Genomic DNA, 16,227 nt, shown 5'->3' on the forward strand with positions numbered 1-16,227 from the left:
TTATCCATATGACAGTCCCGCTTTTGATATGAAAGCCAAGTGATTTTGACTCATTCAGTATAAATAGTTTTGCAATGAGAAAACCCGATGTGCTTTGTATTCAACGTGCAAAACAATAAGTTGATTATTATCAATCAAAGTGATGTGTCTGGATGAAAATATTTCCACAAAGAATCTAAAATTTTTTTGTAATGTTGGACCTTAGGCTTTTGGATTTCTTAATTTAAGATACAAAATACTCATAGCTAAAGTATCAAAGAGATAGCATGCTGGCCAATAGGTAAAACTTTAATGATGTTTAATCTTAAAAAAGACAATGATTTGTTTCACTTTTTTGCGCTAGCATTGATTTTGCAATGCCAGAAAATGTTTTATTGTATACAGCATATCGTCATTTAGATTTCTATAAAAAGAAATTTGTAAAGAGTATAGTCCTTAACAGTCATGCGAAAATTTAATGCAGATGAATCCAATAGTAGGACACATATCTAGTGTAATTTAGTTTAGAAACTCTCATTGAATACAAAATTAAATGGTTCAGAAGTCTTATTTTCAAAATTTTTGTATTTTTTTGTGAGTGTGTCATTTTTGCTACAGATCTTTCAAAAAAGATGTTCTATATACATACCATTTTGGATATTTGGAGAGATTTTATGAATACAAAACGTTTAATAACAGCGTCTATTTTTTCTTTAATTTCAGCGTCTACAGCGCTTGCTGCCGATGTGATGATGCCTCGTCAGTCAGCACCATCGACTCCCTCTACCATTGTTGCACCTACTTTTTCATGGACAGGTCTTTATTTAGGTGTACAGGCTGGTGGTTTTTTAAGCAAAGGTGATATGGCTATTGTTGATCAAGAAAAGAGTTTCCCACTAGATAAAGAGTTCTCTCCTAAACTCTCTGGTTTTGCTGGTGGTTTCTATGCAGGCTCTAATATTGATCTCGGTGATAACTTTATTTTTGGTGTCGATACGGATTTAACGCTATCTGGTAAAAAACACACAAAGACTATTAACATAGGTGAATCTGATAACGCTACAGTAGAGAGTGCAGTCGTAAGATCCCGCAGATCAGCACCTTCAGCACCTTCAGTACAAACAGTGTCTCTAAGAACAGTACCATCAGCAGGGACAGGATCATCAGTAATGTCTGGCCCAACACGACCATCTTCAGGACAAGCAGGAGAAATGCAAGGAATATCAGGATCGGCATTACCACCAGCAGGACCAAGATCAGAAACAACATCTGGCGCACCAGCAGGGTCTAGAGCTTTAGTGACACCTGTAGCAACACCCGCCACTGGCACTTCAACGTCAACGACAGTATCAGGGAGCAGTGAGCCAATTACATTCACAATATCCTCTAACTCAGGGACAAGCCCAGTACAATTATCACCGGAATCATTAGGGCGATCAGATACAAGCGGGATGTCGGTGGGCCGTGTAAGTGTATCGCAGTCGGCGGCTAGACCATCTTCCAGCACAGGAGTAGGATTAGCAGGGGAGGCATCGCGCTCATTGGGAAAACCAGATACAAACCGAAGAGTCATTACAGGAGGGCGAACATTAAATAGTCCACCGCTTATTCTGGGTAGATCAGCTGTCTCTGATTCAGGGGCAGGCGCTTCCAGTGGAACGAGTGGAGCTCAAAGCGGAGGTCATCATGGTATCCGTGGTGGGCGTTCTAATCCGCATGGAGTACAAAGCACTCAAGCAGCGAATAAGGATGATTCCAATACATATGGTATAGAACAAATGAAAAGAATGGCTTCTGAACTTGGTCTTGATCAAGAGGATGAAGTTGAAGCTTTAAATCATACTTTCAAGCAAAATTGGGGTGGTGCTACACGAGTACGGATCGGTTTTGCTGCTGATCGCTTTATGCCTTATGTTGCTGGTGGTATTGCTTATGGGCAGTTCCAAGATACTGTATCGATATCCGTTAAGGGTGACGATGGAAATGTCGTTTCTTCTAAGAATTTAACCGATGAAACTAAGACAATGATTGGTTACACTCTTGGTGGTGGCGTTGATTTCGCGATGTTGGATAACGTGATTGTGCGTGCAGAATACCGTTACTCTGATTTTGGTAAAAAGAAATTTGCAAATGAAAAACTTGAGGTTAACTACAAAACCAATGATTTCCGTGTTGGTGTAGCTTATAAATTCTAATCTGTTTTACGAGTAAATTTCTAAGAGGCTTCACTATTGGTGGAGCCTTTATTTTTTTAAGCTCATTTTTTGGTTTCTTTTTTTGTGAATTTCATGATAAAGCCCATAAAGTGTGATGATATATTTTCTTGATTGCTGTTTAATACGAATGATAAGCTGGGCTTTCCCTATAGATAAAAACGAAGATTGCAGGATTCAGGGAAGTTATGCAAAAATGAAATCGTAAAAGTGGACAGGAATATTTCACAATGACTGTGAAAAATGAAACAATAGATTATTCAAAAACTCTTTATCTCCCACAGACAAATTTTCCTATGCGTGCAGGGCTTCCACAAAAAGAGCTTGAATTGATGGCGCGTTGGGAAAATATGGGGCTTTATGCGCAATTGCGTCAACAAGCAAAAGATCGTCCATTTTATATTCTTCATGATGGTCCGCCTTATGCAAATGGTCATATTCATATTGGACATGCTTTAAACAAAGTTTTAAAGGATGTGGTTGTTCGTTCATTCCAAATGCGGGGCTTTAATGCCAATTATGTTCCTGGTTGGGATTGTCATGGGCTTCCAATTGAATGGAAAATTGAGGAAAAGTATCGCGCACAAGGAAAAAATAAGGACGAGGTTCCTCTTAACGAGTTTCGTCAAGAATGTCGTGAATTTGCACAGCATTGGATGAGCGTTCAAAGTGAAGAATTTAAACGCCTTGGTGTCGTGGGAGATTTTAATACGCCTTATACGACAATGGCTTTTCAAGCAGAAGCACGCATTGCGCGTGAATTGATAAAATTTGCGATGTCGGATCAGATTTATCGTGGTTCCAAGCCTGTGATGTGGTCTGTTGTGGAGCGTACAGCTTTGGCAGAGGCAGAGATTGAGTATCATGATCATGAATCAGAGGTGATTTGGGTTAAGTTTCCTGTTTTTGAAACAAATTCTGATGATTTATATGGGGCTTATGTCGTTATTTGGACAACAACACCGTGGACCATTCCTGCTAACCGTGCGGTGAGTTATTCTTCGCAAATTTCTTATGGACTCTATGAAGTTGAAAGTGCTGAAAATGATTTTGGTCCTCAAGCGGGAGAAAAGCTTCTTTTTGCAGATGCGCTCGCTATGAGTTGTGCAGAAAAAGCTAAACTTGTTTTGAAACGTTTGCGTATTATTTCCGCTGATGAATTGAAAACTCTTGTTCTTTCTCATCCCCTTAAAGGTTTGGCTGGAGGATATAATTATAAGATTGCACTGCTTGAAGGCGCTCATGTAACAGAAAGTGCTGGTACAGGTTTTGTCCATACAGCACCAAGCCATGGGCGTGAGGACTTTGAAATTTGGAATGATTATAAATCTTTATTAGAGAAAGCGGGGATTGATTCATCAATACCCTTTCCTGTTGATGATGCAGGGTTTTATACGAAAGATGTTCTTGGGTTTGGACCGGATCGAGAAGGGGGGCCAGCACGTGTTATTGACGATAATGGAAAAATGGGTGATGCCAATAAAGAGGTCATTAACGCTTTAATTAATGCAGATCGATTATTTGCACGGGGGCGTTTAAAGCATTCCTATCCCCATAGTTGGCGCTCGAAAAAACCCATTATTTTTCGCAATACACCGCAATGGTTTATTTCAATGGATAAAGATTTTGGAGATGGTTCAACTTTACGCAGTCGGGCTTTGGAAGCTGTTTCAAAAACGCGTTTTGTGCCATCTTCTGGGCAAAACCGCCTTGCTTCTATGATAGAAGATCGTCCTGATTGGGTTCTATCACGGCAACGTTCTTGGGGAGTTCCTATTTGTATTTTTGCCAATGAGGATGGTGTTGTTTTAAAAGATGAAGGCGTGAATGAGCGTATTTTACGGGCTTTTGAAGCAGAAGGGGCAGATGCATGGTTTGCTGAAGGAGCGCGTGAACGTTTTTTAGGTGATCGTGCGCATGAGCCTTGGGGGCAGGTTTATGATATTTTGGATGTTTGGTTTGATTCTGGAGCAAGTCATAGCTTTGTGTTGGAAGATCGAGCGGATTTAAAGTGGCCGGCAGATGTTTATTTTGAAGGCTCTGATCAACATCGTGGTTGGTTCCAATCTTCTCTTTTGGAAAGCTGTGGGACACGTGTTTGTTCTCCCTATAAAACAGTGGTTACACACGGTTTTACTTTGGATGAAAATGGTAAAAAAATGTCTAAATCCTTAGGCAATACGGTTGTTCCACAAGAGATCATTAAAACATCTGGTGCTGATATTTTTCGTCTTTGGGTGATGACAACAGATTATTGGGAAGATCAGCGTTTAGGTAGGACAATTCTTCAGACAAATGTGGATTCATATCGTAAATTGCGCAATGCAATTCGCTGGATGCTTGGAACTTTAGCGTATGATGAAGGGGAAGAAATACCTTATGATGCACTACCAGATCTTGAGAAACTTATCTTACATCGGCTTTTTGAACTCAATCAACTGATTAATCAAGCCTATGATGCGTTTGATTTTAAAAAGATCATGCGTGCATTATTGGATTTTTCAATCATTGAGTTATCAGCATTTTATTTTGATATCCGTAAGGATTCTCTTTATTGTGACGCGCCTTCATCACAAAAACGTAAGGCTTCCTTACAGGTTGTTCGTGAAATTTTTGAGCATATGGTCATATGGCTTGCTCCAATGTTGCCTTTTACGATGGAAGAAGCTTGGTTGGAGCGTTATCCAGAAAGTCAGTCTGTGCATTTAGAACAGTTTCGCTTGGTCCCAGAAGAATGGCAAAACCAGTCTTTAGCTGAACGTTGGAAAAAAATTCGGCAGGTTCGTAAAGTTGTGACAGGTGCTTTGGAGCTTGAGCGCGCAGATAAGCGTATTGGATCTTCGTTAGAAGCAGCGCCCATTGTTTTTATTTCCAATCCAATTTTACGAGAGGCATTAGAAAGTGTGGATATGGCGGAGATTTGTATCACCAGTGCTTTCACAATTACGCAGGAGCCAATGCCTTCCGATGCTTTTACTTTGAATGATGTTGAAGGTGTCGGTGTCTTGCCAGAGAAAGCGGTGGGGAAAAAATGTGCTAGGTCATGGCGTTATACACAAGATGTCGGGAGTGATCCGTCTTATCCGTATGTCTCTGCCCGTGATGCAGCGGCTTTGCGGGAATTAAAAGCTCTTGGTAAGATTTAAAATTTTAGATAAAGGGAAAGAAATGCAAGTAGACTTCCCATATTGATAAATATAGTTTTTTGTGCTACGAGGTGAATACCGTTATTTTATCTTCAGGGGGGAAATTTGTGTATGGATCGTTCTCTCATAAATAGCGGGAGTATTAATCAGCCATATACTTAGGAGATGGAATAGGCAGTGAGAAAACGTGAAGTAAAAATATTTCCAATAGGAATTTTAAGTATAGGCTTTATTTTAACAGGGTGCAATTTATCTGCTCCTACCTATGGGACAAGTAAACCGGTTTCGATACAGTTTTTTGAAGATGTTGCTAATATTGCTTCATTAACACCAGTCAATAACAGCAGTCAGATTGTTATGAAGCCCCGCCCAGAACTTGTGATACCAAGTCCTAGCTCACGCAAATTTTTGCCGCTGCCACAACAAGATAGATCTGTCAATAAAATAGCAGCATCGAAACAGCATCAGGGAAATCCTTCTTTTCCTCACAAAGGATCGTCAGTTACGAGTACTGGTTTAGAAAATCCTTCACAGTTAAGTGCAAAACAACGACAAGAATATTTACGTCGTCAAAGAGCACAAGTTGGAAGTCCAAAATACCGTCGCTATCTTACGGAACCGCCTTTAAGTTATCGCCAACCAGCAAAGACTGCTCCTGTTGGTCGATAGAAGAAAGACGAAGGATTAAAGGGATATGCGGTATTCTTCCAAAACTTATGATACCAAGTTTGCACTTACAAAGAGCTTTTTTGTAAGAAGATCGTTATTTTTATGAAGTCGTAATATAGAAAATATAGCAATAGTATCGAGAGAGTGGTTTTGCATTTCTTTAACAAGAAGCCTTTCTCAAGGATCTCAAACCCATTTTACACCGTCACTGGTGTAGATGGTAAATGATAAATTTACAGTGCACCTCTATCTTTACGCTTGTGAAGGAGAAAGATGGTGTTATCCTTTTCTTCTGGCTCTTAATATCTAATAGGCCTTGGTTAAGATAATTCATGAAAAGGCATTTTTAGCCCTTTTTGTGCAATTTTTACCCATACGATAGCCCTGTTTATGATGTGTAAGCAAGTAAATTTGATTGATTCAATATAAACAGATTGAGAATGAGAGGATCTTACGATATTCGGATCTCTAGTCCAATATAAAACGCTAAATTATCATTATAAATAAATGCGTTATATAAAAAGTTCATTATCCCTCATCTTTATGCTTATGCAGGAGAAAGCTGGTGTTATTATTGTATTTTCCAGCCCCTAATGTTGCGACAGTTCTATTTGAGAACATCCATAAGAGATATTTTTAGTTTTTTCTAAATTGCTTTTTATCCAGATATAATTCTATTTGTGGTGTGTGAGAAAGAGATTCTTATTGATTCAATGTCATTTGAAATAAACGTATATCTACGATATTTTAGACTTTATATTTTATGTACAAAATAATGGATAATTTATAAATGAATGCATCATTTAATAGAAGCAATATGTAGTGTTGAAAGAGAAAAAATGCTTCGAAATAGCTTTTTTAAGAAATAGGATAGTTCTTAAAGAGTGAAAGTTATGGATGAAGAACTGTTTTTAGGATCGTTTTTGGATAAAAAAATCTTTAAGTAATTGAGCGGCTTCTTTTTCCTTAAAACCAGAATAAACCTCAGGTTTGTGATGACAAGTTGGTTGTTGATAAAAACGTGGGCCATTTTCTATAGCGCCTCCTTTGGGATCATTTATTGCATAATACAGACGTCGTATGCGTGCGAATGAAATGGCAGCAGCACACATAGCACAAGGTTCAAGTGTTACATAAAGATCACAATCAGGAAGCCTTTCGCTTTGCAGTGCTTCACAAGCCATACGGATGGCACGCATTTCTGCGTGTCCTGTAGGGTCATAGGCAGATTTTATAAAATTACCAGCGCGTGCGATGATAGCTTTTCCACGTGTAATGACAGCACCTACGGGAACCTCATCTTTTTTTGCAGCCCATTGCGCTTCCAAAAGGGCTATTTCCATGGGCGTTAAAGTCATAATGTTCTTTCTACTGAAATCATAGAGAATTTTAAGGTTTTTCGATAAGGAATGCTATGGAATGAATAATTTATTATTTTTTTATAATGAAAGGAATACCTTTATTTTTTAAAGTGTTTAAAACAAACTTGAAAGTCAAGGGATACATTATTGCTGTTATAAGGATAGAAAATGATAAATGATTGTGCTACTTGCTCGTTGCAGATAAGCGGTATGGTGCATGTAAATAATTTTCTGAACATACCGACAAAGATTGGTTTGAAACGCAAATGAATGAAAATAATGAGAGTGAACGGATTGCTAAAAGGTTAGCGCGTGCTGGCGTTGCTTCACGTCGAGATGCAGAAATGATGATTGTTGCAGGTCGTGTTTCTGTGAATGGTACAGTCGTGAAAACGCCTGCGTTTAATGTTAGCCGCTCTGATGTTATTAAAGTTGATGGCAAACTTTTACCCCCTATAGAACGAACGCGTTTATGGCTTTACCACAAGCCAGCAGGGCTTGTCACCACGAACCGTGATCCGGAAGGCAGACCTACAGTGTTTAGCAGTTTACCAAAAGAAATGCCGCGCGTTCTTTCTGTTGGAAGGCTTGACATTAACACGGAAGGGCTTTTGCTTTTAACCAATGATGGTGGCTTAGCGCGTGTATTAGAGCTTCCTGTAACAGGGTGGGTTCGTAAATATCGCGTCCGTGCCCATGGAAGAGTAAAGCAAAGTGCGCTGGATAACCTAAAAAATGGTATTGCGATTAATGGTATTTTCTATGGTTCAATTGAAGCCTCAATTGAACGGGAACAAGGGGCTAATATATGGCTTTCTGTCGCTTTGCGAGAAGGGAAAAATCGTGAAATAAAGAATGTTTTAGGGGCTTTGGGATTATCAGTTAATCGATTAATACGTGTTTCTTATGGTCCATTTCATCTCTCTGATTTAGAAGAAGGAGCCGTACAAGAATTAAAAGGTCGGATGTTACGAGATCAGTTGGGAGAGCGTTTGATTATGCAAGCCAATGCAGATTTTGATGCTCCTATTCTGAAACCCTTTTCAAATTCTCCAGTTGTTGCCGAAAAGAAAAGCCAGAAGGATGTTTCTGTTGCCAATGATGGTTGGGTTTTTTCAAGTGAAAAAGCGATACGACGCAGATCGAAAGATGGTTCTGTTGAGCATGGTCGCGCACGATTAAACGCAAAATCTTATGAAAATGTGAATAAGGGAAAAAGTGAGGAAGGAAAAGCAGAGAGGTTTCTCCCACGTTCTCGTCGTGCTAATGTTTGGATGGCTCCTGGTGCACGCCCGCAGAGTGCACGGAAGAAGTCTTCCTATAGTAAAGATAAATCGCATGATCATAAAAGTGATTTGACTGATAAAAAATCTTTTTATCGGGGCAAGGAAAAACGAAAAGACAATCACGTGCTGAAAGAGAAGGGGGGAGGTGTTGTTCAAAAAGGTGGCAAAACATCTTATGATGAAACGCGTACCTTTGGTAAGAAAGATCGCTTTTTAAAGGATAAAGAGAAAATGATAAAAGGTGATCTTGATGCGCGTTCTTTTGAGAGAAAGAAAAAGGTAGGATCGTTTAGTGGTGCTATGAAAAAGTCTAAACCACATCGTGATGGTGCAAAAACTTCGAAGCGATTTGGAGGGCCACGTGCGGATCATCGGCGGTAAATTTGCTGGGCGTGTTTTGTTTTCGCCTATTGATCAGTCGATTCGCCCAACGAGTGATCGTACGCGAGAAAGCCTTTTTAATATTCTTTCTAGCCGTGAAGAACAATTTTGGACCAATAAACGCATTCTTGATCTGTTTGCGGGTACTGGTGCTCTCGGCATTGAAGCACTTTCACGTGGAGCAAAGTCTGCTGTTTTTGTTGAGAACTCGGTTGAGGGGCGTGGGATTCTTCAAAAAAATATCGAAGCCTTTGAATTACAGTCGATAGGACGGATTTTGCGTCGTGATGCAACCAAACTTGGTAATATTGGAACAATGCTTCCATTTGATGTTATCTTCGCTGATCCTCCTTATAGCCGTTGTTTAGGTGAACGGGCTTTTGTAGAAGCTTTACGAGGGGGGTGGGCAAAAGCTGATACACTTTTCATACTTGAAGAAAAGAAAGATACAATGATTTATTTACCTGACGTTTTTTATCTAGATGATGAGCGTTTTTATGGTGAAACAGCAATACGTCTTTATAAATTACGATTGCTTACATCTTGAGAAAGCTTTTTTTATCCGATAGGATGAAAAAAGCGCTTTTTTACAGTTTTTTTTATTTTATATGGTTTCTTTAAAGGTTAAGGAGAAAATCAATAAAAGATTCTAATGTGAAAGAAAGTAATGGATTTTGATTTCATGATATTTTTGGGAGTTTTTTATAGCTCTAAGAGAAAACATTTTCGATATATGCTCTTTAATAATTAGAGAGATGTTCTCTAATCTTTTATCTAATTCAAAATTACTTTGAGGTGTAATATTATTGTATCTTAGTTAGTAATATATCTTGTTACTCGTTTTTATAAGTTATGGGCTATTTTATTAATTTCGGATAGATTACAAGTTCCAATGCGTTGTCAAGGCTTGAATGTTTCATGAACTATCGATGCATATTTCTTCTCCAATAGGAAATATATTGCGCGATAACAGTTATGATACTTTTTTGTTTCAGTTTTTCGATAGCACCTTAATTATCAATGGGTTATCAACAATTGAAAGTTTTAAGCAGTGTCATCTATATTGATATCTTAAATAATGCGTAGATTCTATCTTTGTTATTGTATGAACTTAAAACAGATATTTTTATTTAAGGCAGACAATAGTATTCATTTATACTGAACATTTGTGTGTTTATTTTATTAATATCGCTTGTTGAATTAATCATGACCTATTAAGGATATTTGAGAAGATTAAATATCTTATCATTATGCAGCTTTAAGCATAATTTATATATTACTCTTTTTCACGACAGATCAATGATTTTAAAAAGGGGAGATTATCATGTTTAAATGGATATATAGTGAAGAAATTAGTACACAAGCAAGTGCAGAGCAGATTTGGTCTATGTGGGAAGACGTAGCAACATGGCCTTTCTGGGATCATGAACTTGAATGGGTAGAACTTTCTGGAGCTTTCACAGAAGGGGCTGTGGGACGTATGAAACCTAAAAAAGGACCAACAGTAACTTTTACACTTGATAAAGTTATAAAAAATGTTTGTTTTTCTGATTATGCTAAACTTCCTCTTACACGCATGAGTTTTGATCATGAATATATTTGTTCAAAAAAATCTGGTTCTTCAAATAACAAAATTCGTCATACTGTAACAATGTCTGGCTTACTTTCTCCTTTCTTTGGAATGATTATTGGATCAAAAATTAAATTACATCTTCGCGATGCAATGATTGAAATGAGCAGACGTGCTCTTACTGAAAATAAAGCTATCTGATGTGTCTTCATAAAGAAGTTAATCTTGTAAAAAAGATGCAAAAAATTATAGTTTTGTTAGAATGAAATCGGTTATGCGTATATCACAAACCAAAGAGTTTTTAGTTAGCCGTTGAAATCGTGTCAAATCATCTTACGGGATTAATTTTTCCTTAAAGATTGTATAAGATTCATTGAACTTTATTGTATATATAAAAGCTTATAAGATGACTTTTGCATTGAAAATAAGAGTGTTTTAGAAGTTCACTGCTGCTCTTATGAAGCTGTCGATTGGTATTATCATGTAATATTTTCAGTTTCTAATAGTGCCACAACTTTTGCATTTTAGGGTATTCAGAAAAAGCATTTTGACTTTTTTGCAATAATTTTGATTCACACAAACCCTATTCATGATGTGTTAGAAAATAGTTATAATTTACTCAACGTGGGTATTTTAAATGGAGAAAACTTTATGTATTGGGCCTTTTTGCGCAAATGACAAAATAATAAATTATGATTATAAATCAAAGTATTGGTTTGAAAATCACAAAGGATTTTTTTGATCACTTTTTAGAGAGTACAGCTCTAAAAGATAAAATAGACACATACTTCATCTTCCTAAAAATGAATCTCATATTTATACGTTTTGTTTAAATGTTTTAAAAATTAAATTTTTTAAATACGTGGAGATATCACAGTTTCTACAAACGTTTTTGTATCTATTAAAACAATTATAAGTAATAAGGTTGCCAAAACTAATTGAGCAAATGTACTCATTACAAACTGAATTGAGAAATAGATACAAAGTTAAGTTTCATATAAAACTTTTATTACTTATCATTTTATGACGATGTCATATTTTTTTAATGGAGGGGTGAGAGGGAAAATCTTAAATCAAAATCTGTCCCATATCTTAGGATTTTTATTTCAAAAAAGAAAATTCTGTAAAATTATGCCTGCTTAATAACAAAGTAACAGATTAACAATGATTCATGAAAAAAGATGAAAGATCCTCGTCTAGACACACTCAACTTGAAAAGAACGTTATGATTATAACTTATTTTTAACAAATATAAAAAAAGGCGTTCTCTGTGACATTACTTATCATGGATAAAGAAGTTTATGACAGCTCATTTTGTTGAAATTATTTAATGAAAGAAAATATTTTTTACGCTGTTGATATTTTGTTTTATTGACAAGATTATTGTTCTCTTATGAGAGAGCTTATAGAAATAAAGAAGCATCCAAAAACATAGGTCTTTATTTATACTTGCTTGAGAATTAAAGAAAACTATAGGAATGAGGAAAGTTATTTGACCCTCAAAAGGGCATAAAGCGTGTGTTTTAGGTCGTTTTATGCTTTTTGAATTTTTAAGGATTTTTGCTTAAATCCAAGTCTTATTGTTAAGTCTTCTATTGATTTACGAGGTTTTCTGTTGATCTGATTGTAAGTGCAGATTTAGCTTTTAAAACGATAAGGATCCATGAGAAATCTTGAAACTGAAAAGATTTTACGACATATTGCACCTTTTCATACAGAAGCTAAAGGGAAATGATTTAATGCATTAAAAGAAAAAAATGCATGAAGCGTGCATAATTTTATAAATGAACATACAAGAATTATATTCTGATTTGTACAAATCAGTCAGAGTGTTTATCAAGATGAATAATAAAATATTTTAGGGAGTCTATAATGACTAACAAGAACCAGATTGAAAAAGCTGTGTCATTGGTTGAAGCAGCAAAGCGTTCTGGGGCGGATGCTGCTGATGCGGTTATTGTTCATGCACATTCCACCAGTGTATCTGTTCGTTTTGGGAAAGTGGAATCAACAGAAGCAGCTGAGAGCAATGATTTTACTCTAAGGGTTTTTGTTGGAAAAAAAGTAGCAAGTGTTTCTGCTAATTTAGCGTTTTATCCGCAAGAACTCGCAGAACGTGCTGTTGCGATGGCTAAAGCTTCTCCCGATAATTTATTTGAAGGTTTAGCAGATAAAGAGTGCTTGGTTAAGAATCCTAAAGATCTTGATCTTTTTGATGATTTTGTACCGAGCAGTCATTTTTTAACAGAAGATGCTTTAAAAACGGAAGCAGCAGCTCTTGATATTAAAGGCGTAAGCAATTCTGGCGGCGCTGCAACAGCTTATGGCCGTAGTGGGTTTATTCTTGTGACCAGCGATGGTTTTTGTCAAGCCTATCGCTCCAGTTGCTTTTCACGTTCTTGTAGTGCTCTTGCAGGGGAAGGGACACAGATGGAGCGGGATTATGATTATACAACGGCCTTACATTTTTCTGATTTAGAGGCCGCAGAAACTGTAGGCAAAAATGCAGGGATTGGGGCTGTTAGACGTTTAGGAGCAGTTCGTGCAGCGACAGGGGGTGTTGATGTTATTTTTGATCCACGTACAGCTCGTGGGATTGCAGGACATATCGCATCTATGGTCAATGGAGCCTCTGTGGCTCGTAAAACGAGTCTTTTACAGGATTTTTTGGGCAAGTCAGTCATGAAGTCTAATGTTAATGTCACCGATCAACCTTTGCGATTACGTGGAAATGCTTCCCATCCTTTTGATGGTGAAGGGGTAGAGGGGCAAACACTTAATATTATTGAAAATGGTATTTTAAAAAACTGGCTTCTTTCATCATCCACAGCACGTGAATTGGGGCTTAAAACAAATGGACACGGTGCACGTTCAGGGGCGTTGGTGCAGCCGACACGTACTAACTTTGCTATTGAGCCGAGTTTAATATCACCTTGCGATATGATCAAAGGTTTGCAGAGTGGATTTTATGTGACAGAATTATTCGGCCATGGCATTGATTTTGTTACCGGTCAGTATAGTCGTGGCGCTTCTGGTTTTTGGATTGAAAATGGTGAAATTGCTTATCCGGTGAGTGAAGTAACGCTGGGTTCTGATTTGCTTCATATGTTAGCACATTTAACACCTGCCAATGATATTGATCGGCGTTATAGTACAGCGGCACCAACATTGTTAATTGAAGGGATGACACTTGCAGGAAAATAACACGCATCATTCTTCTGATTTAAATCTTTTGCGTGACGTTTGTCGAGAGGCAGGAGATTTAGCAATGCGCTATTTTGGATGCACGTTGGATGTTTGGATTAAAGAGGGTAATTCTCCGGTCAGTGAGGCAGATTTTGCTGTTGATCATTTTTTAAAAGAGAAACTTCTTGGGGCACGTCCAGATTATGGATGGATTTCAGAAGAAACAAAAGATAATCGAGAAAAACAAGGTTATGAACGCTCCTTTGTGGTTGATCCTATTGATGGAACACGTGGTTTTCTTTCAGGGAGTCCTTATTGGTGTATTTCGGTTGCTATTATTGAAAATGGGCGCCCTATTGTGGGGGTTTTACAATGTCCAGTTCAAGGAGATGTTTATGCAGCTGTCATGGGTGGAGGGGCAACATTAAATGGGATAAAACTTCCTCGTTTAGCCTCGAAAGCTCATCGAAAATATAAAGTTTCGATTGATAAATCGCTCGCACAAAAGTTACCAGATGATTTTCTCAATCAAATCAGTTTTTACCATTATCTTCCTTCTCTTGCTTATCGTCTTGTTCTTGTTGCTCAAGATGAGATTGATATTGTATTGGTTCGTCCCAATTGTCATGAGTGGGATATTGCTGCTGCTGATCTTATTTTGCAGGAGTGTGGGGGGTGTTTTTTATCGCTTGATGCCCCTTTACTATCTTATGGAATTGAACCTTATCAATATGGACTTTTAATTGCTGGTAAAAATAATTGCTGTCAGGATATGATAGGTGTTGTTCGTCAAGCAAAGTTAGTTTAATCACATAAAAAAAAGCGCTAAAATTATCTGAATGATATGGAGGCACATATGACTGAAGCCAACGAAAAAAAACAATATTTACACCTTGTATTTGGTGGTGAATTAAAAAATCTTAAGAGTAATCAATTTAAGAATCCTGATGATTTAGATGTGGTTGGTATTTTTTCAAATTATCAATCCGCTCAAGAAGCATGGCAGGCAAAGGCGCAAAGCAGTGTCGATAATGCATTACAACGCTATTACATTGTAGACTTGCATCAGTTTCTTGATACTGAATCAGGCGATGCAGAGTAAAGCTTGAATATTGATAGCTTGTCGATTGTCTGACATTTCTTGATCGTGCTCTTATCGGTATATCCTTTAAGTAAAATAGAATTCTTAAAAACAGAAAATGCCTGTTTTTAAGAATTCATATGCTTTTTGAAAAGAAATATGTCAGAGGACATGTGACGTTGATTTTATAACAATACGAATGAAGGATATAACATAAAATCTTTTATAGAGTATTTAAAATCCAGTTCGCATTATCATCTTTACGCTTAATAAAAGTGCAAGAGAGCCCACCAAGTTATTCACAACAATAGTATTGTTGTGAAAAAATATTGCTCAAAGCAACCTATGATTATACTGCGAATAGTCACTGTGCTCTTAAAGGGGATATAAGATATTAATACGTTAAAACTGATAAAAGAGTAGCACTGCTAATGAAGCCAATCGCTCCTTTGTTTGGGATCATTGGCAGTCTTACTTATCCCCTACTTATCCAGTGCAATGGTTTCAACGAGTTATTATTGTAAACTTAAAATCCATGAAAATCATGAGAAATTGACCGAAATTGGAAACTTAGAGAAACTGAATAGATTTATGAATTGCATCTATCTCAGCAGAGCCTCTTGAGTATTTTCTTAAAATGACAGTTGATAAGTTAATCATTTTATTCAGTTGATTATATACAATCCTAAAAGGAATATTTATTGGCTCTTTTCTAAAAAAGAGGCATTAAAAATTTTATTTTAATTTCTTAAATATTTTTAAGAAATTAACTCTTAAACAAGATTAGTTTTTTCTCAATTGCTTTTAGGAGACTTGTACCATAATCTAAAATAATATCCCTAGTCCTTTCGAAAGTTCTATTTAAAGGTTAGTTTTACATATTTATTTATATAGGTTGCAATATCTGTACATTTTTTTATTGACAACACCTAAATATCTAAAAATAAACTATTCTTATTTTAAATACTCACCTTTAAAAGATCGTAGGTTTCTTAACGAAGATATAGTTTAATGATTCACTAAAACTATGAGAAGTATTTTTTAAGAGGTTTGAAAAAATTGATAAAACCTATGTCATAAATTGTATTGTATTTATCCATTATATTGTAAAATTATAATCTATTGAAATATAAATTTGTTATTTTTGACTAAGATTTTTTAGGGTGCAGAATGAAATAATAAAGTCGATATAACTAATACAGTTTCATTAAAATGGATGTAAAAAATGTGTATTTATACTGATAAGAAAATATAATAGAAACATGGGGATAAAATTGTATGTCTTTTCCTTATAGTATCTTTAATTTTCTCATGGAGAAAATGTTTTTTATCTAAGATATAGATGGTATTAAAAA

At 36.6% G+C, this 16,227-nt stretch carries 10 protein-coding genes; 9 read left to right on the forward strand and 1 reads right to left on the reverse strand.

Going from position 1 to position 16,227, the window contains the following annotated elements; all coding sequences use genetic code 11:
- The first annotated feature begins 653 nt into the window (after positions 1 to 653).
- From AC6ER9_RS05305 to AC6ER9_RS05315, 3 genes are all read left to right on the forward strand, one after another.
- Positions 654 to 2,174: an outer membrane protein gene (locus AC6ER9_RS05305; RefSeq protein WP_497073764.1), complete on the forward strand. Its 1,521-nt coding sequence runs from the start codon at positions 654 to 656 to the stop codon at positions 2,172 to 2,174.
- A 248-nt stretch (positions 2,175 to 2,422) separates the two neighbouring features.
- Positions 2,423 to 5,338, forward strand: a complete 2,916-nt coding sequence (ileS, locus tag AC6ER9_RS05310; protein ID WP_497073765.1) for an isoleucine--tRNA ligase — start codon at positions 2,423 to 2,425, stop codon at positions 5,336 to 5,338.
- A 177-nt stretch (positions 5,339 to 5,515) separates the two neighbouring features.
- Positions 5,516 to 6,007, forward strand: coding sequence for a hypothetical protein (locus AC6ER9_RS05315; RefSeq protein WP_497073766.1), 492 nt, complete (start codon positions 5,516 to 5,518; stop codon positions 6,005 to 6,007).
- Positions 6,008 to 6,918: 911 nt separating this feature from the next.
- Here AC6ER9_RS05315 and AC6ER9_RS05320 read toward each other — a convergent pair.
- A complete protein-coding gene (locus AC6ER9_RS05320; protein WP_497073767.1) occupies positions 6,919 to 7,365 on the reverse strand; it encodes a nucleoside deaminase in 447 nt (148 codons plus the stop codon).
- Between the two features lie 269 nt (positions 7,366 to 7,634).
- Between AC6ER9_RS05320 and AC6ER9_RS05325 the strand changes: the two genes are divergently transcribed.
- From AC6ER9_RS05325 to AC6ER9_RS05350, 6 genes are all read left to right on the forward strand, one after another.
- On the forward strand, positions 7,635 to 9,035 hold the full coding sequence (locus tag AC6ER9_RS05325) for a pseudouridine synthase (RefSeq protein WP_497073768.1): 1,401 nt from the start codon (positions 7,635 to 7,637) through the stop codon (positions 9,033 to 9,035).
- A complete protein-coding gene (gene rsmD / locus AC6ER9_RS05330; RefSeq protein WP_497073769.1) occupies positions 9,016 to 9,582 on the forward strand; it encodes a 16S rRNA (guanine(966)-N(2))-methyltransferase RsmD in 567 nt (188 codons plus the stop codon). Before AC6ER9_RS05325 ends, rsmD begins: the two co-directional genes overlap by 20 nt.
- A gap of 777 nt (positions 9,583 to 10,359) precedes the next feature.
- A complete protein-coding gene (locus tag AC6ER9_RS05335) occupies positions 10,360 to 10,806 on the forward strand; it encodes an SRPBCC family protein (protein WP_497073770.1) in 447 nt (148 codons plus the stop codon).
- Between the two features lie 1,671 nt (positions 10,807 to 12,477).
- On the forward strand, positions 12,478 to 13,809 hold the full coding sequence (locus AC6ER9_RS05340) for a TldD/PmbA family protein (RefSeq protein WP_497073771.1): 1,332 nt from the start codon (positions 12,478 to 12,480) through the stop codon (positions 13,807 to 13,809).
- Positions 13,796 to 14,599 (forward strand): 3'(2'),5'-bisphosphate nucleotidase CysQ, encoded by an 804-nt coding sequence (locus tag AC6ER9_RS05345; RefSeq protein ID WP_497073772.1) that lies wholly within the window; start codon positions 13,796 to 13,798, stop codon positions 14,597 to 14,599. The genes AC6ER9_RS05340 and AC6ER9_RS05345 overlap by 14 nt, the downstream gene beginning before the upstream one ends.
- Positions 14,600 to 14,647: 48 nt before the next feature.
- Entirely contained in the window at positions 14,648 to 14,893 is a 246-nt protein-coding gene (locus AC6ER9_RS05350; protein WP_497073773.1) for a DUF4170 domain-containing protein, read from the forward strand.
- Positions 14,894 to 16,227: the final 1,334 nt, after the last annotated feature.

The organism is Bartonella sp. SL317, from assembly GCF_059687655.1.

Coding starts and splice junctions, on each gene's coding strand:
- AC6ER9_RS05350 (WP_497073773.1), top strand. CDS start 14,648: ATGACTGAAGCCAACGAAAAAAAACAATATTTACACCTTGTATTTGGT.
- AC6ER9_RS05320 (WP_497073767.1), bottom strand. CDS start 7,365: ATGACTTTAACGCCCATGGAAATAGCCCTTTTGGAAGCGCAATGGGCT.
- AC6ER9_RS05340 (WP_497073771.1), top strand. CDS start 12,478: ATGACTAACAAGAACCAGATTGAAAAAGCTGTGTCATTGGTTGAAGCA.
- ileS (WP_497073765.1), top strand. CDS start 2,423: ATGACTGTGAAAAATGAAACAATAGATTATTCAAAAACTCTTTATCTC.
- AC6ER9_RS05305 (WP_497073764.1), top strand. CDS start 654: ATGAATACAAAACGTTTAATAACAGCGTCTATTTTTTCTTTAATTTCA.
- AC6ER9_RS05335 (WP_497073770.1), top strand. CDS start 10,360: ATGTTTAAATGGATATATAGTGAAGAAATTAGTACACAAGCAAGTGCA.
- AC6ER9_RS05325 (WP_497073768.1), top strand. CDS start 7,635: ATGAATGAAAATAATGAGAGTGAACGGATTGCTAAAAGGTTAGCGCGT.